Origin of the sequence: Streptomyces roseirectus, assembly GCF_014489635.1 — a bacterium.
Classification (GTDB): domain Bacteria; phylum Actinomycetota; class Actinomycetes; order Streptomycetales; family Streptomycetaceae; genus Streptomyces; species Streptomyces roseirectus.
The window spans coordinates 7,611,677-7,636,885 of the sequence record NZ_CP060828.1 but is presented as its reverse complement, the minus strand read 5'-3'; the positions used below and the strand labels follow the sequence as shown (position 1 = coordinate 7,636,885).

Annotated in this window: 22 protein-coding genes and 5 tRNA genes; 9 read left to right on the top strand and 18 right to left on the bottom strand. The window is 72.3% G+C overall.

Annotated elements, in window-relative coordinates; translation table 11 throughout:
* The first annotated feature begins 118 nt into the window (after positions 1-118).
* Both IAG44_RS32890 and IAG44_RS32885 read left to right on the top strand, forming a co-directional pair.
* Entirely contained in the window at positions 119-532 is a 414-nt protein-coding gene (locus IAG44_RS32890; protein WP_004002642.1) for an SsgA family sporulation/cell division regulator, read from the top strand.
* Positions 533-753: 221 nt separating this feature from the next.
* Positions 754-1,326: a CGNR zinc finger domain-containing protein gene (locus IAG44_RS32885; RefSeq protein WP_187750718.1), complete on the top strand. Its 573-nt coding sequence runs from the start codon at positions 754-756 to the stop codon at positions 1,324-1,326.
* A 465-nt stretch (positions 1,327-1,791) separates the two neighbouring features.
* On the opposite strand, the gene IAG44_RS32880 is transcribed toward IAG44_RS32885, so the two are convergent.
* Both IAG44_RS32880 and IAG44_RS32875 read right to left on the bottom strand, forming a co-directional pair.
* Complete coding sequence (locus IAG44_RS32880; RefSeq protein ID WP_187750717.1) at positions 1,792-1,944, bottom strand: hypothetical protein; 153 nt, start codon at positions 1,942-1,944, stop codon at positions 1,792-1,794.
* Between the two features lie 160 nt (positions 1,945-2,104).
* Entirely contained in the window at positions 2,105-2,551 is a 447-nt protein-coding gene (locus IAG44_RS32875) for a hypothetical protein (protein WP_187750716.1), read from the bottom strand.
* A 257-nt stretch (positions 2,552-2,808) separates the two neighbouring features.
* Here IAG44_RS32875 and IAG44_RS32870 point away from each other — a divergent pair, with 257 nt between their 5' ends.
* Positions 2,809-3,327 carry a DsbA family protein gene (locus IAG44_RS32870; protein ID WP_187750715.1) on the top strand — a complete coding sequence of 173 codons (519 nt, stop codon included), beginning with the start codon at positions 2,809-2,811 and terminating at the stop codon, positions 3,325-3,327.
* A 665-nt stretch (positions 3,328-3,992) separates the two neighbouring features.
* On the opposite strand, the gene IAG44_RS32865 is transcribed toward IAG44_RS32870, so the two are convergent.
* From IAG44_RS32865 to IAG44_RS32855, 3 genes are all read right to left on the bottom strand, one after another.
* A complete protein-coding gene (locus tag IAG44_RS32865) occupies positions 3,993-4,835 on the bottom strand; it encodes a GNAT family N-acetyltransferase (protein WP_187750714.1) in 843 nt (280 codons plus the stop codon).
* Between the two features lie 107 nt (positions 4,836-4,942).
* Positions 4,943-5,764 (bottom strand): aminotransferase class IV, encoded by an 822-nt coding sequence (locus IAG44_RS32860; RefSeq protein WP_187750713.1) that lies wholly within the window; start codon positions 5,762-5,764, stop codon positions 4,943-4,945.
* A 22-nt stretch (positions 5,765-5,786) separates the two neighbouring features.
* Positions 5,787-6,806, bottom strand: coding sequence for a chorismate-binding protein (locus IAG44_RS32855; protein ID WP_187750712.1), 1,020 nt, complete (start codon positions 6,804-6,806; stop codon positions 5,787-5,789).
* Between the two features lie 155 nt (positions 6,807-6,961).
* Here IAG44_RS32855 and IAG44_RS32850 point away from each other — a divergent pair.
* The 5 genes from IAG44_RS32850 (at position 6,962) to IAG44_RS32830 (ending at position 7,417) form a co-directional block, all read left to right on the top strand.
* Positions 6,962-7,034, top strand: a tRNA-Gly gene (locus tag IAG44_RS32850).
* Between the two features lie 39 nt (positions 7,035-7,073).
* Positions 7,074-7,147 (top strand) — tRNA-Cys (locus tag IAG44_RS32845).
* Position 7,148: 1 nt separating this feature from the next.
* Positions 7,149-7,220 (top strand) — tRNA-Val (locus tag IAG44_RS32840).
* Between the two features lie 21 nt (positions 7,221-7,241).
* Positions 7,242-7,313 (top strand) — tRNA-Val (locus IAG44_RS32835).
* 32 nt (positions 7,314-7,345) lie between these two features.
* Positions 7,346-7,417, top strand: a tRNA-Val gene (locus IAG44_RS32830).
* A 44-nt stretch (positions 7,418-7,461) separates the two neighbouring features.
* On the opposite strand, the gene IAG44_RS32825 is transcribed toward IAG44_RS32830, so the two are convergent.
* The 4 genes from IAG44_RS32825 to IAG44_RS32810 form a co-directional block, all read right to left on the bottom strand.
* Positions 7,462-7,755, bottom strand: a complete 294-nt coding sequence (locus IAG44_RS32825; RefSeq protein ID WP_187750711.1) for a TFIIB-type zinc ribbon-containing protein — start codon at positions 7,753-7,755, stop codon at positions 7,462-7,464.
* An 81-nt stretch (positions 7,756-7,836) separates the two neighbouring features.
* Entirely contained in the window at positions 7,837-8,721 is an 885-nt protein-coding gene (locus IAG44_RS32820) for an aminoglycoside phosphotransferase/kinase family protein (protein WP_187750710.1), read from the bottom strand.
* A 163-nt stretch (positions 8,722-8,884) separates the two neighbouring features.
* Entirely contained in the window at positions 8,885-9,061 is a 177-nt protein-coding gene (locus IAG44_RS32815) for a hypothetical protein (protein WP_187750709.1), read from the bottom strand.
* Positions 9,062-9,259: 198 nt separating this feature from the next.
* On the bottom strand, positions 9,260-9,535 hold the full coding sequence (locus tag IAG44_RS32810; protein ID WP_187750708.1) for a hypothetical protein: 276 nt from the start codon (positions 9,533-9,535) through the stop codon (positions 9,260-9,262).
* Positions 9,536-9,730: 195 nt separating this feature from the next.
* On the opposite strand from IAG44_RS32810, the gene IAG44_RS32805 reads away from it, so the two are divergent.
* On the top strand, positions 9,731-11,017 hold the full coding sequence (locus IAG44_RS32805) for a serine/threonine-protein kinase (protein WP_187750707.1): 1,287 nt from the start codon (positions 9,731-9,733) through the stop codon (positions 11,015-11,017).
* Positions 11,018-11,329: 312 nt separating this feature from the next.
* Here the strand turns inward: IAG44_RS32805 and IAG44_RS32800 are convergent, their stop codons facing one another.
* From IAG44_RS32800 to IAG44_RS32760, 9 genes are all read right to left on the bottom strand, one after another.
* Positions 11,330-12,148: a TrmH family RNA methyltransferase gene (locus IAG44_RS32800; RefSeq protein ID WP_187750706.1), complete on the bottom strand. Its 819-nt coding sequence runs from the start codon at positions 12,146-12,148 to the stop codon at positions 11,330-11,332.
* Positions 12,149-12,213: 65 nt separating this feature from the next.
* Entirely contained in the window at positions 12,214-13,446 is a 1,233-nt protein-coding gene (gene cobA, locus IAG44_RS32795; protein WP_187750705.1) for a uroporphyrinogen-III C-methyltransferase, read from the bottom strand.
* A 215-nt stretch (positions 13,447-13,661) separates the two neighbouring features.
* Positions 13,662-18,227, bottom strand: coding sequence for a nicotinate-nucleotide--dimethylbenzimidazole phosphoribosyltransferase (gene cobT, locus IAG44_RS32790; RefSeq protein WP_187750704.1), 4,566 nt, complete (start codon positions 18,225-18,227; stop codon positions 13,662-13,664).
* 345 nt (positions 18,228-18,572) lie between these two features.
* Positions 18,573-19,772 (bottom strand): precorrin-6y C5,15-methyltransferase (decarboxylating) subunit CbiE, encoded by a 1,200-nt coding sequence (gene cbiE / locus IAG44_RS32785; RefSeq protein WP_187750703.1) that lies wholly within the window; start codon positions 19,770-19,772, stop codon positions 18,573-18,575.
* Between the two features lie 980 nt (positions 19,773-20,752).
* The gene (locus IAG44_RS32780) at positions 20,753-21,391 is read right to left on the bottom strand and encodes a GNAT family N-acetyltransferase (protein ID WP_187750702.1); all 639 of its coding nucleotides are present in this window, start codon (positions 21,389-21,391) and stop codon (positions 20,753-20,755) included.
* Between the two features lie 92 nt (positions 21,392-21,483).
* Positions 21,484-22,299, bottom strand: a complete 816-nt coding sequence (locus IAG44_RS32775) for a MetQ/NlpA family ABC transporter substrate-binding protein (RefSeq protein ID WP_425508483.1) — start codon at positions 22,297-22,299, stop codon at positions 21,484-21,486.
* Positions 22,300-22,324: 25 nt separating this feature from the next.
* Positions 22,325-23,155 carry a MetQ/NlpA family ABC transporter substrate-binding protein gene (locus IAG44_RS32770; RefSeq protein ID WP_187750701.1) on the bottom strand — a complete coding sequence of 277 codons (831 nt, stop codon included), beginning with the start codon at positions 23,153-23,155 and terminating at the stop codon, positions 22,325-22,327.
* 89 nt (positions 23,156-23,244) lie between these two features.
* Positions 23,245-23,982, bottom strand: coding sequence for a methionine ABC transporter permease (locus tag IAG44_RS32765; protein ID WP_187750700.1), 738 nt, complete (start codon positions 23,980-23,982; stop codon positions 23,245-23,247).
* Entirely contained in the window at positions 23,979-25,013 is a 1,035-nt protein-coding gene (locus tag IAG44_RS32760) for a methionine ABC transporter ATP-binding protein (RefSeq protein WP_187750699.1), read from the bottom strand. Before IAG44_RS32760 ends, IAG44_RS32765 begins: the two co-directional genes overlap by 4 nt.
* Positions 25,014-25,209 lie beyond the last annotated feature (196 nt).

Genomic DNA, 25,209 nt, shown 5'->3' with positions numbered 1-25,209 from the left:
AGTTACGTAAACACGCACAAAACCCTCAGAGGGGTTTACAACGGCACCGTAGGTGGCATGTCGATTTCGCCGACGTGCGAATCCCCGAGCGCACACTGAGCGAAAGGCCCTGGCGCTTATGAACACCACGGTCAGCTGCGAGCTGCACCTGCGCCTCGTTGTGTCGAGCGAGTCCTCCCTGCCTGTTCCCGCAGGTCTGCGGTACGACACGGCCGATCCCTACGCCGTGCACGCCACCTTCCACACCGGAGCCGAGGAGACCGTCGAGTGGGTGTTCGCCCGCGACCTCCTCGCGGAGGGCCTCCACCGGCCCACCGGCACCGGTGACGTCCGCGTATGGCCGTCGCGCAGCCACGGTCAGGGGGTCGTCTGCATCGCCCTCAGCTCCCCCGAGGGCGAAGCCCTCCTGGAGGCGCCCGCGCGGGCACTGGAATCCTTCCTGAAGCGCACCGACGCGGCCGTGCCCCCGGGCACGGAGCATCGGCACTTCGACCTCGATCAGGAGCTGTCGCACATCCTGGCGGAGAGCTAGCGCGCCACCTCCACCCGACGCCGTCCGACTCGGGGAGACGGCTCGGACCAGCACGGCCCCAGCCGCGTCACGGCTGTCACCGACGCCACCCACCGGGTTTCCGGGGGTGGCGTCGGTGTTGTGTGCCGCCGGGACCGAGGGCCGTGCTTTTGCACGGCGGGCCGCTACCATCGGCCAGCATCGGCGGGCGTGGGGCCCGTCCTCAGGGCAGGGAGCGAAACGTGCTGATCCCCCACGACACCCGGTGCGCGCTGGACACGGTGGTGGGCCTGGTCAACACCGCGCCGGAGGACGAGGCGGACGCCGACGGGCTGCCGGACGTCGGGACGCTCGCCGAGTTCGTGCGAACGTACAAGGTCAGCGGAGTCGGGGCGCTCACGGAGTTCGATCTCGCGGCCGTGCGGGCGCTGCGGGGGCGGTTCGCCGAGATCTTCGCGGCGCGGGATCCGCGGGTGGCGGCGGGGCTGATCAACAAGCTCGTCGCAGGCGCGGGGACCACTCCGCAGCTGACCGATCACGACGGGTACGACTGGCACGTCCACTACTTCGCGCCCGGGGCCTCTCTCGCGGACCATCTCGCCGCCGACTGCGGCATGGCCCTCGCCTTCTTCGTCGTCGCCGGGGAGCAGGAACGGCTGCGGCGCTGCGAGGCGCCCGACTGCCGTCGTGCTTTCGTCGACCTCTCCCGCAATCGTTCCCGCCGCTACTGCGACAGCCGGACCTGCGGCAACCGGCTGCACGTGGCGGCGTACCGGGCACGGAGGAAGGGGGAGGGGGCGGGGGCTGCCGGGTGAGGGGCGGGGTGCCGGGTGGACGGGGGAAGGGGTGGGGATGCCGGGTGGACGGGGGTAAGGGGCGGGGCTTCTCGGCGGGGATTCTGGGTTGGCCTGCCGGCTCGGGCTCGCGGCTGAGCGGGGGCGAGGGTGTTGGGGGTGTGAGGGCCGCCGCGTGGCGGGGTGGGTCGGTGGTTCGTCTCTCGCGGCTCGCCGCGTGCCGAGGGTCGAGACGGGAGAGCGAGGGCGGGGGTTTCGCGGGCGTGAGGGCCGCCGCGTGGCGGGGTGGAGGGCGGGAGGGGTGCGGGGTGAGGCGGGGCGCCGGGGGCGGTGTCTTGTCGGGTGGTGTGGGTTTGGGTGGCTGCGGTCCGGTCGGAGTGGGTGACGTGATGTCGGCCGTCCGTGCTTGCCCTCGGTTTCGAACCGGTCCTTCGTTTCGTGGTTCTGCGCGGCCCCCGGCGGGTGGCGCCGGGGTTCGCGGGACGGTCACAGCAGCAGCAGGTCGTGCAGCGCTGCCATGAGGAGGAGGGACCCGATCACCGCTAGGAAGATCATGAGCGGTGGCTGGGATAGGGCGAAGAGGCATCCGCGCGGCTCGTCCTGAGGGGGCGCGGCATCGCTCTGTGTCGTGTCCAGCATCTCGCGGGCGATGATGGCGCAGGTGGGACCCCTGTTGCGATCAATACGCGCGGATTGAGCGGGAGTTCGCCGAAACCGTTGAAGTCGGTTTCAGGGCGTGATCATTTCCGCGCGCCGGAGATGCCACTTGTGTCGTTTCAGGCGAGGTGGGTCGGGTGTCTCATATGCCGTGCTTCTTCAGGATCGCCTCGATGTCACTGAAGTCCTCGCCGGAGGACGCCGGTTCGGCGCGGCGCGGTGCCGTCGGCCTGGACTGGCGTGCTCCCGCGCCGAGCGTCGGGGTCGAGGCGCCCGGCGCGACGGCCTCGCGGCTCGCGGAACCGGTGGCCCTGCGCTGCTTGCGGGTGCCGCCCCTGCGGCGCTCCACCGAGCGGGTCAGCGTGAACAGCCCCCACGCGCCGCCGAGCACGCCGAAGCCGGCCCAGGCGACGGGGCTGAACGCCGTGTCCGCCGCCCACTCGACGACGCCCGTCATCACCAGGCCGAGGGGCACGAGCGCGTACGCCGCTATGCGGGCCGCCGACAGGAAACGTCTGCGGTATGCCGTGACCGCCGCGATGCCCAGGCCGGCCGCGGCTACGGCGGAACAGACGGTCTCGGCAATCATCCGGGCCTCCAGGCTCGCTGAGCGGTGCTGTGCGGTACGCGCACGGGCCGGTGCGCCCCGGCCTCCCGGGTCGCTCGCCCGTCCTCCCCTCCATCGTGCACCTCCCCCACCCTCTCCGGCCATGCCCTGCCCCGGACATCAGGGACATCTCCGGGTCACCCCTGACGAGCACCCCGAGATGCCCCGGGATCCGGAGGCGGGGGGCCGGGGAGGAAGGTCGATTGGGCTCCCCCACCCCGGCCTGGGAGACTGCCCCCATGAGTGACTCCTCTTCCGTCCCCGCCCTCCCCGTCGTCCTCGACGTCTGGTGCGAGTTGCAGTGTCCCGACTGCCGGTCCGCGCTGGACGATCTGCGGCTGCTGCGGGAGCGGTACGGGGACCGGCTGGACGTGCGGCTTCGGCACTTCCCGCTGGAGAAGCACAAGCACGCGTTCGCCGCCGCGCAGGCCGCGGAGGAGGCGTTGGAGCAGGGGCAGGGCTGGGCCTACGTCGAGGCGGTCCTCGGCCGGGTCGAGGAACTGGACCGGCGCGGAGAGGCGTTCCTCATCGACGTCGCCCGTGAACTCTCCCTGGACGCCGAGGAGTTCGACACGGCCCTCATCGACGGCCGGCACATCCTCATCGTCGACGCGGACCAGGCCGAAGGCAAGGCCATCGGCGTCACCGGAACCCCGACCTACGTCATCGCCGACGAACGCCTCGACGGCGGCAAGAGCCAGGAAGGACTCCGCGAGCGAATCGAAGCCATCATCGACGGACTCCTGACGACCCCGTAGGCATAGCCCCGCCCCGAGCCTCGCAGGTTCCCCTCTCCGACGGCCCGCAGCCCTCGGCGTCCCTGCCCCCCAGAGGCTCCGCCCCTCCGAGAACCCCGACACCCCTCCCCTCGGGTGCCCCTGGCCCCGCCCTCGCACCCGATTCCCCCTCAGCACCCGCGCCCCAACACCCCGTCCCCCAACGGCCCCGCAAGAAGCGACGTCTCCGGCCTCCCCACCTTCGACGATCCACTGCCATCGGCATCCCCACCCCCGGCGACACCGGCCCCAGGGCCTCCGGCTCCCGCTCAGGCCCTCGGGCCACTGGCACCGGCCCGACCCTAGACCCACCTCCTGCCCTCGGCACCCGCGCCCCAACGACCCGCAGGGAACGGCATCTCCGGCCTCCCCACTCCCGACGGGCCCGCCCGGCATCCCAGCCGTCCGGCAGCCCTGCCCCCGACGGCCTGCAGCCCTCTGTACCCTCGCCCCGGCGCCCTGGCCCGACTCCTACCCCCGCCCCAGCAACCCAGGGACCGGCGTCTCCAGCCTCCCCACTCCCGACGGCCCCGCCCCGGCACCCCGGCCGTCCGGCAGCCCCTGCCCCGCCGGCCCGCGACCCTCGGCGCCCTCGCCCCCGTCATCGGCGGCCCCACCCTGTCCACCGGTGCCCCCACTCCCCCAGGTCAGAGCAGGTTCTTATACATCCCGTGTCCTACGACCTCGTAGCCCAGGGACTCGTAGAGGCGTTCCGCTGGGGTGTTGTTCGCGAAGACGTTGAGGGCGAGGGTGGGCTTGGAGGCGGTGATCGACTGGGATTCGGCGAGGAGCATGAGGGTGCGGCCGTGGCCGCGGCCTCGGAAGGGTTCGGCGACCTCGATGTCGTAGACGTAGGACTTGGTGGCGTCGAAGGCCAGCCAGAGGATGCCCAGTTGGTGGCCGTCCTGTTCGAGGACGGTGTAGTGGCCGGGGGTGGGGTTCGCCGCGAGGTGGGCGGGGAGTTCGCGGGCTATGCGGGCGTCGGCCTCGGCCTGGGTGATGCCGCGGTCGACGCAGTCCTGCGCGAAGGCGCGGTAGCTGCGCTCCAGGAAGGGGCGGTACTCGGCGTCCGTGAGGGGGCGGGCGACGAGGCCGGGTGGGAGGGGGTGCGGGGTCGTGCCCAGGGTTTTCTCCATGCCCCGGTTGCGCAGGACGTACCCGAGGGCGGTGGCGAGGCGGATGCCGGGGACCGTCTCGGGGGCGGTGCCGCGTTCGACGGGGACGTAGACCTCGATCATCCGGCAGCCCCAGCCCCGCGCCACCTCCTCCGCCGCGAGCGCGGCGACCGTCGCGCGGCCTCTGCGGCGGTCGGCCTCGTCGATGCGAAGGTCCTCGATGCGGGCGATCGTCGGGCCGAACCCGGGGTGCGTGCCGAGGTGGAGCGTGCCGACGGGGCGGCTGTTCACGCACACCTGGTAGCGGCGCGACATCCGCCCGGCGGGGCCGGCTTCCCGCTGAAGCGGCTCGGTGGGCCGCAAGGTCGTGGTCATGCCGGTTTTCTACCCGCTGCGGCCGACGCGGTCAGCCCAATAAAGCCCACGCCCGGTCTACCCTCGCCCCGTCTCACAGGACCCCGTCCTCTCACAGGACCCCGTCCTCACGGGTCCAGGTCATCCCCCGCGCGCTCCGCGAACACCCGCATCGCCTTCGCCGTCACCGGCCCCGGCGTCCCGGGCAGCTCGCGGGCGTCCACGCGGTGGACGGCCTGGACGTCGCGGAGGGTGGAGGTCAGGAAGATCTCGTCGGCGCGGAGCAGGACGTCGAGGGGGAGGTCGGTTTCGTGGGCGCCGGTCCACTCGATCGTCAGGTCGCGGGTGATGCCCGCGAGGCAGCCGGAGGCGAGGGGCGGGGTGTGGATCTCGCCGTCGAGGACGACGAAGACGTTGGAGCCGGTGCCTTCGCAGAGGGCGCCGACCGTGTTGGCGAACAGGGCTTCCGTGGCGCCGTGTTCGTGCGCGCGGGCGAGGGCTACGACGTTCTCGGCGTACGAGGTGGTCTTCAGGCCGGTCAGGGCGCCTCGCTCGTTGCGGGTCCAGGGGACCGTGACCGCGACCGTCGTGTCGGCGCGGCGGGCCGTCTCGCCGAGGGCCACGACGAGCGTCGTGCCGTGGGCGCCGCGGTCGGAGCCGAGGGGGCCCTGGCCGCCGGTGTAGGTGATGCGCAGGCGGCCCAGCGGCATGGGGTTCGCGGCGAGGACGGCGGCGCAGGCGGCGCGGATCTCGTCGTGGTCGGGGTCGGGGAGGCCGAGGCCGCGGGCGGAGCGGGTGAGGCGGTCGAGGTGGCGGGTGAGGGCGAAGGGCCGTCCGTCGGTCGCCTTGACCGTCTCGAAGATGCCGTCGCCCACGGTCAGTCCGTGGTCGAGGACGGAGACGCGCGCGTCGTCGATGTCCTTCAGTCCGCCGTCGAGCCAAAGCTTCACTGGTGCCCACCTCGCGGGATCGTCAGTCGTGGTACTCCCCCGACGCTACCGCGAGCAGCCGGGACGCCTTCAGTTCGGTCTCCCGCCACTCCCCCTCGGGGTCGGAGCCCCAGGTGATGCCGGCGCCGGTGCCGAACTTGAGGTGGCCGCCGTCGATCCAGAACGTCCGTATGCCGACGGCGAGTTCACCGGTCCCCCGGTCGGCGTCGACCCAGCCGACGCCGCCGCAGTAGGGGCCGCGGGGTGAGGTCTCCAGGGCGTCGATGATCCTGAGCGCGCTGGATTTGGGGGCGCCGGTGACGGAGCCGGGCGGGAAGGCGGCCGTGAGGAGTTCGGGCCAGCCGGCGTCGGGGCGCAGTTCGCCGCTGACGGTCGAGACGAGGTGCACGAGGCCGGGGTGCTTCTCGACGGCGCACAGGTCGGGGACGGTGACGCTGCCCGTCGCGCAGACCTGGCCGATGTCGTTGCGGACGAGGTCCACGATCATGACGTTCTCGGCGTAGTCCTTCTCCAGGAGGTCCGCCTCGGTGCGGCCGGTGCCCTTGATGGGGCCGGAGAGGACCGTGCGGCCGTCGCGCCGCAGGAAGAGTTCCGGGGACGCGGTGGCTATCTGGACGCCGTGCTCGGGCAGGCGGACCGTGCCCGCGTAGGGCGCCGGGTTGCCGCGCGCGAGCAGCGCGGTGAGGGCGTCGACGTCGGCGCCGTCGGGGACCGTCGCGGACAGGACCCGGCAGAGGTTGGCCTGGTAGACCTCCCCGGCGGCGATGTGCTCGCGGATGCGCCGGACGCCCGCCGTGTACGCGGCGCGGTCGAGGGACGACGTCCAGTCGCCCTCGGCGGGGCCGTGCCAGGCACCCGACACCGGGGCGGGCACCGGGGCGCGGCGGACGTCGGCGAAGCGGGCGCAGGTCAGACGGCCCTCGAAGTCGGCGACGACGGCCCAGAAGCCGGTGGACTCCAGGGCGGCGGGGTCGCTCGTGACGTCCAGGAGCCCGGTCGCGACTCGGGTGCCGAAGCGGGCGAGGGGAGGCAGGTGGGACACGCGTCGAGTCTAGGTCGGGTGGCCGCAAGGGGGCCTGAGCTGGGCGGTTCGGCTACGGGCGGCAGCACGCTGCGCAAACGCGTTTTTGTGCTGGCCCGGGAATCCGCTAGAGTTCAACACGTCGCCGGGACGCGCAAGCGGGCCGGGAAAGACAAGCGGACGTAGCTCAGTTGGTAGAGCGCAACCTTGCCAAGGTTGAGGTCGCGAGTTCGAGCCTCGTCGTCCGCTCAGGAAAGTCAGGGGATCTTCCCGAACCCCTGCACTCCTGGTGGAGTGGCCGAGAGGCGAGGCAACGGCCTGCAAAGCCGTCTACACGGGTTCAAATCCCGTCTCCACCTCCAAGGACGATTAGCTCAGCGGGAGAGCGCTTCCCTGACACGGAAGAGGTCACTGGTTCAATCCCAGTATCGTCCACTGAAGCCGCAAGGCTTCCCCGCGCGATTAGCTCAGCGGGAGAGCGCTTCCCTGACACGGAAGAGGTCACTGGTTCAATCCCAGTATCGCGCACTGGCCATGATCCTCGGATCGTGGTTTCTCCCGGACGATTAGCTCAGCGGGAGAGCGCTTCCCTGACACGGAAGAGGTCACTGGTTCAATCCCAGTATCGTCCACACATGCCGAAGCCCCCGGTCTCGACCGGGGGCTTCGTGGCGTGCTAGCTGGAGAACAGCATGTGGCCGAAGCTCCGGTGACGGTGGTGTCCGCCGTGGTGACCCCCGTGATGACCGCCGTGGTGCTGCGGGGCGCCCCAGGCCGGGCCCGGCGGAGGAACCGGCGGCACCGGCGGGTACGCCTGCGGGCCGGGCTGCCCCCACTGGCCCTCGAGGCGGGTCAGGGCTTCCAGTTCGCCGTAGTCCAGGAAGATCCCCCGGCAGTTGCCGCACTGCTCGATCTGGACGCCGTTGCGGTTGTAGGTGTGCATCGCCGCGTGACATTTCGGACACTGCATCATCGGCCCCAACTCCTCACTGTTCGTTCCTGTTTCGGGTTTCCCCAGCACAGACTCCGTCCGCGCCCGGTCGGTTGCACCCTACGGCGTGGACATGCGCGCGCAGGCGTCGACCACCGCCGTCTCGACCTCGTCCAACGGCCGCTGTCCGGCCGCCGCTTTGGTGATCGCGCGGGCGGCGGTCTGGACGGTGAGGGCGCGGGCGGCGACGTCGAGGGCGGGCCAGGGGTCGGCTGAGGCGTCGAGGGCGGGGCCGCCCGCGGTGCGGTAGGCGGTGAGGAAGCGGTGCCACTCGTCGGGCGGGAGGAGGCCGCAGGCGTACCAGGCTGCGGGGCGGGCGAGGTCCCAGGTCTGGACGCCGGTGCCGAGGTCGTCGACGTCGATGAGGCGCCAGTCGCCATCGGGGGCGCGGACGAGCTGGCCGAGGTGGAGGTCGCCGTGACACAGGCCGCCGTCCGGCATGGGGGCCTCGTCGCGCGCCCAGGCGGGCAGGAGGTGCCAGGCGCGGCGGACGGAGGTGATCGCGGGGTGCGTGTGGGCGGCGAGGCGGGCGACGGCGCGGGCGGCCTTCGCGGGGCCGCGCATCGGGGGGAGGCCGGGCGGCGGGGTGCTGCGGTGGAGGCGGGCCAGGAGGGTGCCGGCGGCCTCCCAGGGGGCCTCGTCGGGGGCATCCGGGTCCACGGGGGTGCCGTAGGGCCAGTAGGTGACGAGGCGGCCGCGCAGCGGGACGGGGGTGCGGGTGAGGGGGGCGAGGAGGACGCCGGGCAGGCGGGCGGCCGTCTCCAGGCGGGGGGTGAGGGTTTCGGGGGGTGTGCCGGGGGCGTGGGCCTTGGCGACCGTGTCCGCGTGCCGGACGACGGTGGCGTCGGGGCGGTCGGCGAGGGTGCCCGTGGGGCAGGCGCAGACGGGGGCGCCGGTGTGGGCGCGGGTGCGGACGCTGAAGGTGAGGTCGGCGAGGAGCGTCACGGGGTTCCTTCGTCGCGTGCGGACCGGGGCCGGACAAAGGTAATGCCGGCGCAGCTCCCCAGCTGCGCCGGCATTGTTGCCGTCCGCCGCACCCCCGTCCCCACGGGGTTTCATGGGTGGGATGTCCCCGCCCGGACCGCTCTTCCGGGCCTGGGGTCGCCGCTCAGCGCCCCAGCATCACGCCCACGGACGACGCCTGTGTGGCCACCGTCTCCCAGCCGCCGAAGACGACGAAGAGCAGGGCCGCCAGGGGGAGGACCATCAAGGTCGCCGTGAGGGGGTGGCGACGGCCGGGCTCGGACTTGTCGCGGTAGGTGCTCCGCGGTGCCGTGTAGGCCATGGTTTCCTCCTTCCTGGCCGATCGGTGTCGTTGGCAGCGGCGGGTGTCTGACCTCGGGGGACGAGTGCTGCACCCGCCGCTTGACCTCTAACTTAGGCGGGCGGTGGCTTCCGGGCGTCATGCCCTCGTACCGATTGCCGGGCCTCCCGGAGGATGAGCCTCGACCTGCGGTGTACTCCCCTGGGTGGAGACGCGGTCCTAGGTCTCAGGGTCTTCCCGGAAGGGGTGTCCACTACGGGCCGTTTTCTCCGATTCCGCTTCCCGGGGTACCGGCTGTTCGACGAGCGCGAGGACCCTCGTCGCCATGAAGCGGGCCGTCCTGACGACCGTCCCGCTGCGCGTGACTTCGCTCACTTCGACCACCCCCCTGCGGACCGCCGTCTCCACCCTGCGGCCCGCCCTGCTGGCCACCACCTCGTACGTCCGCGTCGTGTCCCCCGCGTCCACGACTATCTCCACTCGGTCACCCTTCACCGTGCCAATCCCCCTTCTGTGACGGCTGGTTGAAGACCGGCCACGGCCGAAATCGACTGCCGGGCCGCCTTCCTGACCACCTCTCAAGTCTCCCACCCGGCACTGACAATCGATCGGCGCGAGAGGGCGCGGCTCCTGCACGCGGGCGGCCGTGGAAACGTAAGCTGTGGCACGTCACACGGACCGGCAGCGGGGATGAACATGGCGATGATGCGCCTGAGGCGCGAGGACCCGCGCGTCGTCGGCTCGTTCAGGCTTCACAGACGGCTCGGCGCGGGCGGGATGGGCGTCGTCTATCTGGGCTCCGACAAGAAGGGGCAGCGCGTCGCGCTGAAGGTGATCCGGCCCGATCTGGCCGAGGACCAGGAGTTCCGTTCGCGGTTCGCGCGTGAGGTGTCCGCGGCGCGGCGGATCCGGGGCGGGTGCACGGCGCGGCTCGTCGCGGCGGATCTCGACGCCGACCGGCCCTGGTTCGCCACGCAGTACGTGCCCGGTCCCTCGCTGCACGACAAGGTCAACGACGAGGGTCCGATAGGGGCCGCCGAGCTGGCCTCGATCGGCGCGGCGCTGTCGGAAGGGCTCGTCGCGGTCCACGAGGCCGGGGTCGTCCACCGGGACCTCAAGCCGTCCAACATTCTCCTGTCGCCCAAGGGCCCGAGGATCATCGACTTCGGGATCGCCTGGGCGACCGGTGCGTCCACGCTCACGCATGTCGGGACGGCCGTGGGGTCGCCGGGGTTTCTCGCGCCGGAGCAGGTGCGGGGGGCCGCTGTCACGCCGGCCACGGACGTGTTCTCGCTCGGGGCGACGCTGGCGTACGCGTCCACCGCGGACTCGCCCTTCGGGCACGGGAGTTCGGAGGTGATGCTGTACCGGGTCGTGCACGAGGAGCCTCAGTTGCACGGGGTGCCGGACGCGTTGGCTCCGCTGATCCGGGCCTGTCTCGCCAAGGATCCCGAGGAACGGCCCAGCACGCTGGAGTTGTCCCTGCGGCTCAAGGAGATCGCCGCGCGGGAGGCTCAGGGGGTTGTCGTCGAGGGGCGGCCTCCCGCTGCGCGGTCCGCTGAGGGGGATCGGGTCAGTGGGCGGGTTGCCGATACCGCGAGTTATACCGAGCGGAGTGCTCGGCCCTCCGGGGTGACGCCGCCGCCTCGGGGTGGGCGGGGGGTGTCTTCCCGGGCTTCCGGTGGGGTGCCGTCCGGGCGGGGGCCCCGGCCCAGTGGGAGTCGGCCCGCGCCGCGTAGTGGGGCCGGGCGGGCGGGGGCGCCGGGGACTCGGCCTCGGCCGACCGGGACCGGGCGGCGGCCCGCCAATCCCCGGTTGCTTCGGCAGCGGTTGTTCGTGTTCGTGGTGGTGACGTTGTTGGTGGCGCTGGGGATCGGGCTGGTTCAGGCTTGTCAGGGGCCGGCTCGGGGGCTGGGGGGCGGCGGGGAGAGTGTTGTGCAGCAGGAGCGGGGGCGGGGGGCTTCGTCGGGGGACTGAGGGTTGTGGGGCGGGTGCGGGTTCGTTGTGGTTGTTCGCGCCCACGCGGCGGTAGCCGCATATCAGACACAGCCCCGCGCCCCTATCGGCGATGCGGTTCCCCCGCGTTTTCCAGAGACGCCGATCAGCGCCCCGCCGCCACCGTCGGCCTTCCCCCGCTCCATCGCCACCGGATCAGCTTTCCCCCGCCCCATCGCCGCCCGTCAGCCGTCCCCGCAACTCACCGCCGCCCGTCAGCCGTCCCCGCATCTCACCGCCGCCCGTCAGGCTTTTCCGCCGCCCGCCGCCCGCCGCCCGTCGCCCCGGGTCCGGTCAGTTTTGCGGGCGGCCCGTTGCTACCGCGTAGAACGCCACTGCTGCCGCTGCTCCTACGTTCAGGGAGTCCACGCCGTGGGACATGGGGATGCGGACCCATTCGTCGGCTGCCATCAGGGCCTGGGTGGAGAGGCCGTCGCCCTCGGCGCCGAGCATCAGGGATACGCGGTCCATTTTGTGGGGGGCTGCTTCGTCCAGGGGGCGGGCTTTTTCGTCCGGGGTCAGGGCTAGGAGGGTGAAGCCGGCCTCCCTCACCGTGTCCAAGTCCCTTGGCCAGGAGTCGAGGCGGGCGTAGGGGACGGAGAAGACGGCGCCCATGGAGACCTTGACGCTGCGGCGGTAGAGGGGGTCCGCGCAGTCGGGGGACAGGAGGACCGCGTCCATGCCCAGGGCTGCTGCGGATCTGAAAATTGCGCCGATGTTTGTGTGGTCGTTTACGGCTTCCATGATGACCACTCGGCGGGTTGTGCGGAGTAGGTCCTCCGCCGTCGGGAGGGGCTTGCGTTGCATGGAGGCGAGGGCGCCTCGGTGGACGTGGTAGCCCGTCACGCGTTCGGCGAGTTCGGGGCTGACCGCGTAGACGGGGGCGGGGAGTTCGTCGATGACGTCGCGCATGACGTCGATCCACTTGGCGGACAGGAGCATGGAGCGCATCTCGTAGCCCGCCTCCTTCGCGCGCCGGATGACCTTCTCGCCCTCGGCGATGAACAGGCCCTCGGCGGGCTCGCGTCTGCGGCGCAGTTCCACATCGGTCAGGCCGGTGTAGTCGCGCAGGCGGGGGTCGTCGGGGTCCTCGACGGTGATGAGATCGGCCACAGAGGTGATACTGCCTTGTCCTGGGTGCGGTGCCAACGGCGCGGAACGGGTTGTGTTACCGGGGGTTACGCCACGGTACGGGGGCCGACGGTGACGACCTCGCCGATGACGATCACCGCCGGGGGACGGACCTCCTGCGTGCGGGCCGTCTCGCCGACCGTCGCGAGGGTGGCGTCGACCCTGCGCTGAGCGGCCGTCGTGCCCTCCTGGACCAGGGCGACCGGGGTGTCCGGGGACTTGCCGTGGGCGATCAGGGTCTCGGCGATCTTGCCGATCTTGTCGACGCCCATGAGGACGACGAGGGTGCCGGTGAGCTTCGCGAGGGCGGACCAGTCGATGCGGGAGCGGTCGTCGTCGGGGGCGACGTGGCCGCTGACGACCGTGAACTCCTGGGCCACACCCCGGTGCGTGACGGGGATGCCCGCCGCGCCGGGGACCGAGATGGAGCTGGAGATGCCGGGGACGACCGTGCAGGGGATGCCGGCCTCCGCGAGTGCCTGGACCTCCTCCATGCCCCGGCCGTACACGAAGGGGTCGCCGCCCTTGAGCCGGACGACCGACCTGCCCGCCTTCGCGTGTTCGATCAGCGCGTTGTTGATGGCCTCCTGGGCCATGTAACGGCCGTACGGGAGCTTCGCGGCGTCGATGACCTCCACGTGCGGGGGGAGTTCCGCGAGGAGGTCCCTCGGGCCGAGGTGGTCGGCGATGACGACGTCCGCCTCGGCGAGGAGGCGGCGGCCCCGCACCGTGATCAGGTCCGGGTCGCCGGGGCCGCCGCCGACCAGGGAGACGCCGGGGGTGCGGGTGCGGTGGTGGGGGGCGACGAGGGTGCCGTCGCGCAGGCCCGCCAGGACCGCGTCCCTGATCCTCGCCGTGTGGCGGGGGTCCCTGTTCTTCGCGTCCGTCGTCAGGACGGCGATCGTGACGCCCTCGCTCGTGCCGGTCGCCGGGGTCCAGGCGGTGGCCTGGTCGGCGTCGTCGGAGCGGACGCACCAGACGCGGTTCGCTTCCGCTTCGGCGGAGGCTCGGGTGTTGGCCGCGTCGTCGTTCGTGGCGATCAGGGCGTACCAGGCGGTGGTCAGGTCGCCGGGTTCGTAGGGGCGGCGTTCCCAGGTGATCTCGCCCGCCGATTCCATCGCCTCTACGGACGGGGTTGCGGTCGGGGAGATCAGCGTGATGTCCGCGCCGGCCGCGATCAGGGCCGGGAGGCGGCGTTGGGCTACCTGGCCACCGCCGAGGACCACCACACGGCGGCCGGTGAGGCGGAGGCCCACGGGGTAGGCGGGGTGTTCGGCCATGGGTGGGCTCCTGGGTGGGTGGTGGGGCTCTGACGTGCGGATTTTACGGGGTGGGTGGTTTTGGGGGGTGGGAGGTTCAACTGGTGGGCTGGTGCGGGTTGAGTGTGGTTGATCGCGCCCACGCGGCGGTAGCCGCAAATTGATACAGCCCCGCGCCCCTGAGGTGCGGAAAGGGGGCCTGCGTTTTTAGCAAGCCCCCCGTTCCTCTGTTCCCACTACTTCTCTGTCACGCCCGCTGAGTCGAACGTTGCTACCTCGTGCATGGCCCTGGCTGTGCTCTGGACCAGTGGGAGGGCCAGGAGGGCTCCGGTGCCTTCGCCCAGCCTCAGGTCGAGGTCGACCAGGGGGCGGAGGCCCAGTTTGTTGAGGGCTGCTACGTGGCCCGGTTCGGCGCTTCGGTGGCCGGCGATGCAGGCGGCCAGGACCTCGGGGGCGATGGCTCGGGCGACCAGGGCCGCCGCGCCGGCGCTGACGCCGTCGAGGATGACCGGGGTGCGGAGGGAGGCGCCGCCGAGGAGGAGGCCGACCATGGCCGCGTGTTCGAAGCCGCCGAGGGCCGCGAGGACGCCGATGGGGTCGGCGGGGTCGGGCTGGTGGAAGTCCAGGGCTCGGCGGACGACCTCTGTTTTGCGAGCCAGGGTTTCGTCGTTGATGCCGGTGCCCCGGCCTGTGACCTCGGCGGGGTCGGCGCCGGTGAAGACGGAGATCAGGGCGGCGGACGCCGTGGTGTTGGCGATGCCCATCTCGCCCGTCAGGAGGGCCTTGTTGCCGGCGGCGACCAGGTCGCGGGCCGTCTCGATGCCGACCTCGATGGCCTGCTTGGCCTCCTCGCGGGTCATCGCGGGGCCGGTGGTCATGTCGGAGGTGCCCGCGCGGATCTTGCGGGGCAGCAGGCCGGGGGTCGCGGGGAGGTCGGTGGCCACGCCGACGTCGACGACGCAGACCTCGGCGCCGACCTGGTTCGCGAAGGCGTTGCAGACCGCGCCGCCGCCGAGGAAGTTGGCGACCATCTGGGCCGTCACCTCCTGGGGCCACGGGGTGACGCCCTGCGCGTGGACGCCGTGGTCGCCCGCGAAGACGGCGACGGCGGCGGGCTCCGGGATCGGCGGCGGGCACTGGCGGGACAGGCCGGCGAGCTGGGCGGAGATGATCTCCAGCATGCCGAGGGCGCCCGCCGGTTTCGTCATCCGCTTCTGGCGTTCCCACGCCTCGCCGAGCGCCTTCGCGTCCAGCGGGCGGATGCTCGCGACCGTCTCCGCGAGGAGGTCGTGCGGGTCCTCGCCGGGGAGGGCGCGGCGGCCGTACGTCTCCTCGTGGACGACCCACGACAGCGGGCGGCGCTTGGCCCAGCCCGCCTGCATCAGCTCGGGCTCGGGCGGGAACTCGTCGACGTAGCCGACGCACAGGTAGGCGACGACCTCCAGGTGTTCGGGCAGGCCCAGGGCCCGGACCATCTCGCGCTCGTCGAAGAAGCTGACCCAGCCGACGCCCAGGCCCTCCGCGCGGGCCGCCAGCCACAGGTTCTCGACCGCCAGCGCGGAGGAGTACGGGGCCATCTGCGGCTGCGTGTGCCTGCCGAGGGTGTGCCTGCCGCCTCGGGTGGGGTCGGCCGTGACGACGATGTTCACGGGGGTTTCGAGGATCGCCTCGATCTTCAGTTCCTTGAACTGCTTCGCGCGGCCCTTCGGGAGGGACTGCGCGTACGCGTCGCGCTGGCGCATCGCCAGGTCGTGCATCGTCTGGCGGGTCTCCTGGGACCTGATGACGACGAAGTCCCACGGCTGGGAGTGGCCCACCGAGGGGGCCGTGTGGGCGGCCTCCAGCACTCTCAGCAGGACCTCGTGCGGGATGGGGTCCGGGCGGAAGCCGTTGCGGATGTCCCGGCGTTCCCTCATCACCTTCAGGACGGCCTCGCGTTCCACGTCGTCGTACGCGGGGGCCGCGGGGGCCGTGGGCGCCGGTTCGTCCGTGGTCGGCAGGTCGTCCGGGTTCTGGGTGATGTCGTTCTCGTCGGCTTCCCGTTGGGTGGGGAGCGTCGGGGGGACAACCGTTTCGGCAGGGGGGGTGGGGGTGTCGGGGTGTGCGTCGGCGGCGAGGGGTTCGGGGTGGACCGTGTCCGGGTGCTGCTCGGCGGACGGGGGCTCGGTCGGCCGGGGGGACGCCTCGGGCTCCGGCTGGGGCTGCGCGTCGGGCTGTGCGGTGGCTGCCTGGGGCTCGGTCGGCTGCGCGGTGGCCTCGGTGGGGTCCGGTTCGGGGGATGCGTCGGGGGTGGGTGTGTCCGGGTGCGGCTGCTCGGCGGACGGGGGCTCTACTGGCTGGGCCGGGGGCTCCGGGTGCTCCTGGGGCGCGTTCTCGGGCTGGGCCGATGCCTCGGGCTGGGGCTCGGGGTCCGGCTGGGGCTGCGCGTCCGGGTGCTGCTCGGCGGCCTGGGGCTCGGTCGGCTGGGGGGATGCCTCGGGCTCCGGCTGCGCGGCCTGCGGGGGCTCGGGCTGCTGCTCCTCCGGCTGCGCCTGCGCGTCCGGCTGAACGGCGTCCGGCTGTGGTTGTGCTTCGGGCTGGGGCGCGGCCTCGGGCTGGGCCTGTGCTTCCGGCTGTCCCTGCGTTTCCAGGTGTTCCTGGGGCACGAGTTCGGGCTGGGCCTGGGGCTCGGTCGGGGCGGGCTGGGCCGACGGCTCGGGCTGGTCCTCCGGCTGGGCCTGGGCGTCGGGCTGGACGGCGTCCGGGTGCGGCTGCTCGGCGGGCTGGGGCTCGTCCGAGGGGGCCGGGGGCTCGGGCTGGGGCTCCGACTGGGCCTGCACGTCCGGCTGGACCGCCTCCGGGTGCGGCTGCTCGGCAAGCTGAGACTCGTCCACGTGAGCCGGGGGCTCGGGCTGGGGCTCCGACTGGGCCTGCACGTCCGGCTGGACCGCCTCCGGGTGCGGCTGCTCGGCAAGCTGAGACTCGTCCGAGGGGGCCAGGGACTCGGGGTGCGCCTCCAACTGCGCCTGCACGTCAGGCTGAACGGCGTCCGGCTGCTCGGCGAGCTGGGCCGGGGACTCGGGCTGGGGCTCCAACTGGGCCTGGGCGTCCGGCTGGACCGCGTCCGGGTGCGGCTGTTCGGCGGGCTCGGGCTCGCCCGGGTGGGCCGGGGACTCGGGCTGCGGCTCCGACTGGGCCTGCGCGTCGGGCTGGACCGCGTCCGGGTGCGGCTGCTCGGCGGGCTCGGGCTCGCCCGGGTGGGCCGGGGTCTCGGGCTGGGGCTCCAACTGCGCCTGCGCATCCGGCTCAACGGCGTCCAGGTGCGGCTGCTCGACGGGCTGCGGCTCGTCCGAGGGGGCCAGGGACTCGGGCTGCGGCTCCAACTGGGCCTGGGTATCCGGCTGAACGGCGTCCGGCTGCGGTTGTGCTTCGGTCTGGGGCACGGCCTCCGTCTGGGGCGACGGCTCGGGCTGGGGCGCGGTCTCCGCCTCAGGCGCGGCCTCGGCCTCGGGTGCTGTTTCGGGCTGCGGTGCGGCCTCGGGCTGTGCTTCGGGCTGGGGCGTCGGTTCGGGCTGGGGCTCGGGGGTCGTGTCCGGCTCGGGGGTTGTTGCTGTTTCCGGCATTACCTGGGTCTGGAGGGTGCCTTGGGGGGTGGCTGCTCCCCAGGGGGTCGCGGTTTGGGGGGATGTCTCGTGGAGGGAGTGGACGTCCAGGTATTCGGGGCCGGTGGGGGTGGGGGTGCGGAGGGGGGCGTCGGCGGGGCCTCGGTCGGCCAGGGAGCGGACCGGGCTGGCGGAGGCGTCCGGGATCGGGGGGCCCAGGTGGAGGGGGCGACGGGGGGTGATCGGGGGGATCGGGGTCGTGGGGGCCGTCGGGCGGGGGCGGTTGCTCATGATGTCCGGCATGCGGACGGCACCGAGGTCGACGGAGCCGGTGTCCCGTCCGGAGGTCTCGTGGGGGCCGGGTTCGTGGACGGCCGGCTGCTCGCCGGTGTTCCCCGTCGCCGTGTCCTCGGTGGCCGTGGCTTCGGGGGCGACGGCTCCGTACCCGTCCGGGGCGGTCTGCGCGTCGGCTGCCTGCTCCCCCGCGCCCGGCGCGTGCACGCCGTCGGCGATCGGGAGGTCCGTGCCGGGGATCCCGGCGTTCATGCCCTCGACGCCGGGGACGCCTGCGGCCAAGCCGTCAGCACCCGGCGTGTGCACGCCCCGCACACCTGCACCCTGCGCGTCCACACCCAAGTTCTCGGCACCCGGCGTACCCGCGACCGGAACCCCGGCGCCCGGCATCCCCGCGCCCATGCCCTCAGCCCCCTGAACACCCGCGGCCAGGCTCTCGCCACCCTGCACGCTCACGCCCCGCACCCCCGCACCCTGCGCCTCCACGCCCGGCACACCCACGGCCAGGCCCTCGCCACCCTGCACGCTCACGCCCTGCGTGTCCGCACCCAAGCTCTCGGCACCCTGCACTCCTACACCCTGCGCATCCACGCCCGGCACACCGGTGCCCTCAGCAGCGTTCGCACCGAACTCCCCGCCCCCTGGCACGCCCTCTCCCTGTGCGACCACGTCCTGAACACCCGCTCCTTGTGCACTCGCTGCGTACGCGCCGTTTTCGTGGAGGGCTTCGACGACCGGTTCCGGGGTCGGGGGGGCGAGCTCGTTGCCCCAGGCGCTCTGGGCGCCGGGGAGCAGGAGGAGGTCTTCGTCCTCGGTGGGGGTCTCGGAGAGGTAGGGGTACGCGGGGGGCGTGGGGACGCCCGGCTGCTGCACCGTGCCTGCGTTCTCCGGCAGCCCCTCGCCCGGGACCTGGCCGGTGTCGGTCATGCGTACCCCTCGCCCATCGGTTAGTGCTCCTACGACCAGCTCACCCGGAGCGGCGCACCGACCGCTCCGCATGGAGAACGAGCCTGCCCGCCCAGCGGCACGAACGGCCCGCCCGAAAAAGCGACAAAGCCATTCAGTGGCATTGTCCCGGTCATGGCCGTGCCGCGACAGGTAGCCCCGCGACGCCCCGCTGTGGACTGCGCCACGTTGCGCGGCCCTCCGGTTCGTGTCGTACCGCACGTGCCCAAAGCGGACCCGCTTTCCGGACATTGGCTGATGAACCGCCGGGTGCCGGAAAGCGGTACGACGATCGGCCAGCCTACCGCGCGCAGTACGACAACAGGATCACTGCCCGCGATCCGGCAGGACCCCGCTGAGCAGGAAGGCGACGCTGCGGCGGCGCTCCGTCCAGGCGCGGGTGTCGAGTTGGACGGACTGGAGGAGGGAGCACTCGACGTGGTAGCCGTGCTCGGTGAGGTCGCGGCCGACGCGTTCGGCGGCGTCGCGGGTGAGGGCGTGGGTGACGATGCGTTCGGGGCGGCGGTCGGCGACGGCGGTGACGACGGCCGGCCCTCCCCCGCCGACGCGGACGACGTCCGGTTCGGGCAGGTTCTCCAGGACGTGGGGGGCGGTGCCGCGCACGATCTGGAGCTGGACGCCGAGTTGACGGGCCGTCGCGTCGGTGCGGGCGCAGGCGTCGATGTCCCGGTCGACGGCGAGGACGGCGGCGCCGGTGCGGGCGGCTTCCGTCGCGAAGGCGCCGGTGCCGCAGCCGATGTCCCACACGAGGTCGCCCAGGCGCGGGCCCAGGCGGGCGAGTTGGGCCGTGCGCAGGAGCTGGGACTCGCCCTCGCCCCTGCCGTCGCCGTACGCGTGGCCCCGTGGGCCGGTCGACGGGTCGCGGCCCATCGTCCACTCGCCCTGTGCGCCGGTCGTGGCCGGGCCGCCGATGGCGATGACGACGTTGGGGTCCCGCCAGGTGCGGTCGGCGGCCTTGTCGGACGACAGGACGCTCACGCGCTCCCGTTCGGTGCCGAGTTCTTCGCAGACGACGAACGTGCGGTGCACGCCCTCCAGGAGCAGGCCGAGTTCGGCGGGGCCCGCGCCCGGGGAGGTGAGGACGGCGACCTTGGTGTGGGCCCGGCAGACGTTCACCGCCCGGCGCAGTGTGCGGCGGTGGGCGACGACCACCTGTGCGTCGTCCCACGGCATGCCCGCCCGTGCGAACGCGGCGGCGACCGAGGAGACCGCCGGTACGACCTCGACCTCCAGGCCGAACTCCGGGGCGCGCAGGGTGCGGACGACGCCGAAGAAGCCGGGGTCGCCGTCCGCCAGGACGACGGCCGTGCCCCGGTGGTGGCCGGCGATCCGCCTCGCGGCGAGGGCGACGCTGCCCAGGCGGATGCGTTCGGCGCCGGGCGGCACCTCGGGGAGCGCCAGGTGGTGTGCGGCGCCGGCGACCAGCGTGGCCGCGCCTAGCGCTGAGCGCGCGGCGGCGTTCAACGGCGAACCGTCCCAGCCGATCACCGTCACGCGGTCGGCCATCGTCGTCAGTCTCCCGGGAATTCACGCAGGCAGCGGGCTCCGTGAGACTACCTGGTCCCCCTGCCGGGGACGCCCGCAGGGAGGACGTTCCGGACGGGACGACGCGAAGCGACCTGCGGGGCGCGGGGCATGACGGCCGCCAGCCACAGGGGCGGACCGAGACGAGAGCGCGGGCAGGGACAGTGTGAAGCGACCTGCGGGGCGCGGGGCATGACGGCCGCCAGCCACAGGGGCGGACCGAGACGAGAGCGCGGGCAGGGACGGTGCGAAGCCGTCGGCCGGTGGTGTGGGGCGCGCGGGCTACGGCGGCGTCCGGCTGAGCGGGGCAGGGCGTCGGCCTCGCGGGGCTTGTCGCACGCCGTGCAAGGCGGAGCGCCGGACGCGCGGGACAGGCCACGCGAGGCGGGGTGTCGGTTGTGCGGGGCCCGGCGGTGAGCGTGCGGGGTCGTGGTGTCCGGTCGTCGGCCGATCGCTCGGCGGACGCCGCCGGGGTGCCTCCGGGACGCCGCCGCTACCCGGGCTCCCCCGCTCTCCCTCGCCTTCCCGCCTCCCGGCCTCTCCACCTCCCCGGCCTCCCCGCCTCCCCGGCTCCCTGCCTCTCCACCTCCCCGGCCTCCTCGCCTTCCCACCTCCCGCCCTCCTCGCCTCCCGGCCTCCCCGCCTCCTCGCCTCCCGCCCTCCTCGCCTCCCGGCCTCCCCGCCTCCCCGGCTCCCGGCCTCTCCACCTCCCCGGCCTCCTCGCCTTCCCACCTCCCGCCCTCCTCGCCTCCCGGCCTCCCCGCCTCCTCGCCTCCCGCCCTCCTCGCCTCCCGGCCTCCCCGCCTCCCCGCCTCCCGGCCTCCCCGCCTCCCCGCCTCCCCGCCTCCCCGCCTCCTCGCCTCCCGCCCTCCTCGCCTCCCCGCCTCCCCGCCCTCCCCGCCTCCCCGCCTCCCCGCCTCCCCGCCCTCCCCGCCTCCCCGCCTCCCCGCCTCCAGCGAAGGTCAGTTCCAGTCTGCGTAGGACGGGTAGTCGCCGGTTTCGGTCAGGGGGGTGTCCGGGGTGTCGAGGTCTTCGGGGAGGAGGCTCCAGATGATGTAGTCGGTGCGGGCCTCGGTCCAGGTGCCGGATTCGGCGCGGACTCTGACTATGGAGGCGTTGCGGAGGACGCCTTCGCTGATGCAGCCGATTTTCTGGGCGACTTGTTGGGAGGCGGTGTTGTCGGCGGCGGTGCGGAGTTCGATGCGTTCGAGGTGCTGGGCGGTGAAGAGCCACTGGGCGGTGGCGAGGGCGGCTTCGGAGGCGTAACCCTCGCCGCGGGCCCAGGGGGCGATGATGTAGGACATCTCGGTGGAGCGGACGTGCCAGTTGGTTTTGGTCAACTGGAGGACGCCCACCAGGCGTTGGGTGAGGAATTCCGTGATCGCGAGGTTCAGGCCGCGGCCGGCGGCGCGTTCGGCGGGGGCGTGGTCCGTGATCCAGTGGAGGGCGTCGGCCTCGGTGAAGGGGTGGGGGACGGACGTCCAGGCGGTGACCTGTTCGTCGCCGGCCATCTCGGTCAGCGCCGGGACGTCGTCCTCGTCGAGGGGGCGCAGCACCAACCGCTCCGTGCTGATGGAGATGTTGGGGAAGGTGCTCGTCATTGCGCCGCTCCGTAACCTTCGTCGAAAGCCTTGTGGGCTCCCTGCTGAACTGCCCAGCATGCAGTATGCGGGCCGGGCGGCACAGCAGGGGGTCAGCCGGAGGTCACCGGCAGGACGGAGCCCTGGTACTTGTCCTCGATGAACGTGTGCACCTCGGGTGAGGTGAGGAGCTTGGCGAGCTTGACGACCCGGGGGTCCTTCTCGTTGCCCTTCTTCACCGCGAGGAGGTTGGCGTACGGGTTGTTGCGCGCGCTCTCCAGGTAGATCGCGTTCTTCGTGGGGCTGAGGCCCGCGTCCTGGGCGTAGTTGTTGTTGATGACGGCGATGGTGACGTCGTCGAGGGAGCGGGGCAGTTGGGCGGGCTCCAGTTCCTTGATGACGAGTTTCCTCGGGTTGGCGGTGATGTCGGCCGGGGAGGCCGTCGTCCCCGCTCCGGGCTTGAGGGTGATCAGCCCCGCCGAGGCGAGGAGTTTGAGGGCGCGGCCCTCGTTGGTGGTCTCGTTGGGGACGGCGACGGTGGCGCCGTCGGCGAGCTTGGCGAGGTCCTTGAGCTTCTTCGAGTAGACGCCCATGGGTGGCAGGTACGCCTTGACCACGGAGACGAGGTCGGTGCCCTTGGTCTTGTTGAACTCGTCGAGGAACGGCTGGTTCTGGTACAGGTTGGCGTCCAGCGAGCCTTCCTGGAGCGCGGTGTTCGGCAGGACGTAGTCTGTGAACTCCCTTATCTCCAGCTTGAGTCCGGCCTTCGCGGCGAGGTTGTCCTTGATGTAGGTGAGGACTTCCCCGGCGGGGACGGCGGTGGCGCCGACGACGAGGGTGCCGTCGTCCTTCTTCGCGCCGCCACCGGACCCGCACGCCGTCAGTCCCAGGGCCAGCACCGCCGCCGTCACAACTGCCTTGCGCAGCATGTCTGTTCTCCCCCGCTCGGGCGGCTCAGAAGGACGGGATGACCGAGCCCTGGTACTTGTCCTGGATGAACTTCTTCACCTCGGGCGAGGTCAGCAGCTTGGCGAGCTTCACCACGCGCGGGTCCTTCTCGTTGCCTTCCTTCACCGCGAGGAAGTTGCCGTAGGGGCTGTCCTTGGCGGACTCCAGGACGATCGCCTGCGTGGCGGGCTTCAGGTCGGCGGCGATGGCGTAGTTGCCGTTGATGACGGCGGCGTCGACGTCGTCCAGGGAGCGGGCGGTCTGGGCGGCCTCGACCTCCTTGAACTTGAGGTTCTTGGGGTTCTTGGTGATGTCCTGCGGGGTCGCCTCGCTGCCGGCGCCGTCCTTGAGGGTGATGAGGCCGTTGGCGGCGAGGAGCTTCAGGGAACGCGCCTCGTTGACCGCGTCGTTGGGGACGGCGATCGTCGCACCGCTCTTCAACTCGTCAACCTTCTTGGCCTTCTTGGAGTAGAGGCCGAGCGGTTCCAGGTGGACCGTGACGACGGGCACGATGTGGGTGCCGCGCTTCTTGTTGAAGTCGTCGAGGTAGGGCTGGTTCTGGAAGTAGTTGGCACCCACCGAGCCGTCCTCGGTCGCGGTGTTCGGGACGATGTAGTCCTGGAACTCCTTGACCTCCAGGTCGAGTCCGGCCTTCTTCGCGAGGTTGTCCTTGACGAAGTTCAGGATCTCGGCGTGCGGGACGGGGCTCGCGGCGACGACGAGGGGGCCGCTGTAGTCGGCGGCGGCGTCGCTCTTGTCCGAACCGCAGGCGCTGAGCGCGAGGGTGAGCGCTCCGGCGGTGAGGACAGCGGTGGTGAGTTTGGCGGTGTTACGCACGAAAAGTGCCTTTCCTGAGGGTGTGACGAACCCGCGAGGGTGGTGCGGGAAAAACTGGGGGGGGTGCCCCGGGGATGCCGAGGGGGGTGTTACGCGGCCTTGCCGACCTCCGCCGCGCCCGTCTCCTTCGCCTTCAGCAGCCGCAGCTTCGGCGCCGGGCCGGAGCGTCCGCCCCGGCGGTGCAGCGAGCGGGCCGCGTAGTCGCCGGCGAACTGGATGACGGAGATGACGACGGCGAGGACGAGGACGGTGATCCACATCAGCTCGGTCTCGAACCGCTGGTAGCCGTAGCGGATGGCGATGTCGCCGAGCCCGCCCGCGCCGACCGTCCCGGCCATCGCCGAGTACCCGATGAGGGCGACGATCGTGGTCGTCGTCGACGCGATGAGCGAGGGCAGCGACTCGGGGACGAGGACCTTGCGGACGATCGTCCAGGTGTTGCCGCCCATCGACTGGACGGCCTCCACGAGCCCGCCGTCCACCTCGCGGACGGCCGTCTCGACGAGGCGGGCGAAGAACGGGATCGCGCCGATCGCGAGGGGGACGATGGCGGCCTCGCGGCCGATGGTCGTGCCGGTGATGGTGCGGGTGAAGTTCATCAGCGCGACCATCAGGATGATGAACGGCATCGAGCGTGCGATGTTCACGACCTGGCCGATGACTTTGTTCGCGACGACGTTCTGGAGGAGCCCGCCCCGGTCGGTGAGGACGAGGAGGATGCCGAGCGGGAGGCCGCCGACGACGGCGATGAGGGTGGACCAGCCGACCATGTAGAGGGTGTCCCAACACGCCTGGGACAGCAGGGGCTGCATCTCGGACCAGGTCACTGGGCACCGTCCTTCACCAGCACGGGCTCCTGGCCCACTACGTCGATCTGGAGGCCCTGCTCGCGCAGGAACCCGATGGGCACCACGTTGTCCTCGTAGCGGCCGGGCAGTTCGATGCGCATCCGGCCGACCTGGAGGCCGCCGACGGTGTCGATGGCCGCGCCGAGGATCGAGATGTCGATGTTGTAGGTCCGCGAGAGCTGCGAGATGACGGGCTGCGTCGCGGCCTCGCCGTGGAAGGTGACGTCGACGACGGTCCGCTCGGCGCCGGTCCGTTCGCCGCTGACCGGGAAGAGCGCGGCGGCGAGCTGGGAGCCCGGGGTGGCGAGGAGTTCGCCGACCGTGCCGGACTCGACGATGCGGCCCCTCTCCATGAGCGCGGCGGAGTCGCAGACCGACTTGACGACGTCCATCTCGTGCGTGATGAGCAGGACCGTCAGGCCGAGCTGGCGGTTGAGGTCGCGCAGGAGCTGGAGGATCGAGCGGGTCGTCTCGGGGTCGAGGGCGCTGGTGGCCTCGTCGGAGAGGAGGACCTTGGGGTCGCCGGCGAGGGCGCGGGCGATGCCGACGCGCTGCTTCTGGCCGCCGGAGAGCTGGGCGGGGTACGCCTTCGCCTTGTCGGCGAGGCCGACGAGGTCGAGGAGTTCGAGGGCCTTGGCCTCACGGGCCTTGCCGTTCACGCCCAGGATCTCCAGGGGGAGTTCGACGTTGTCCTGGACGGTCCGGGAGGAGAGGAGGTTGAAGTGCTGGAACACCATGCCGATGCGGCTGCGGGCCCGGCGCAGTTCCTTGCCGGCGCGGGGGCCGCGTCCTGCGAGGGCGGTGAGGTCCTGGCCGTCGACGGTGACCGTCCCGGCGGTGGGGCGCTCCAGGAGGTTGACGCAGCGGATCAGGGAGGACTTGCCGGCGCCGGACTGGCCGATGACGCCGTACACCTCGCCTTCGCGGACGTGGAGATCGACGCCGTCGAGGGCGGTGACCTCGCGGCCGCGGGTGCGGTAGACCTTGGTCAGGCCCGTTGTGGTGATCACTCTGGGGTTCCGTCACTGTCGAGTACGGGGCGTGGGTGTGCCCTGGTACGAGAGGGGGGCGGGGCGCGCTCGACCGGTTGTGTACGGCTGTTTCCGTACGGGTGGGGGGCGCGGCGGCGCGGCTCGCTTCGGGGGCGCGAGCGCAGGGGGTGGTGCGGGGGCCCTCTAGAAGGCGCACATTCGACACAGACAACGA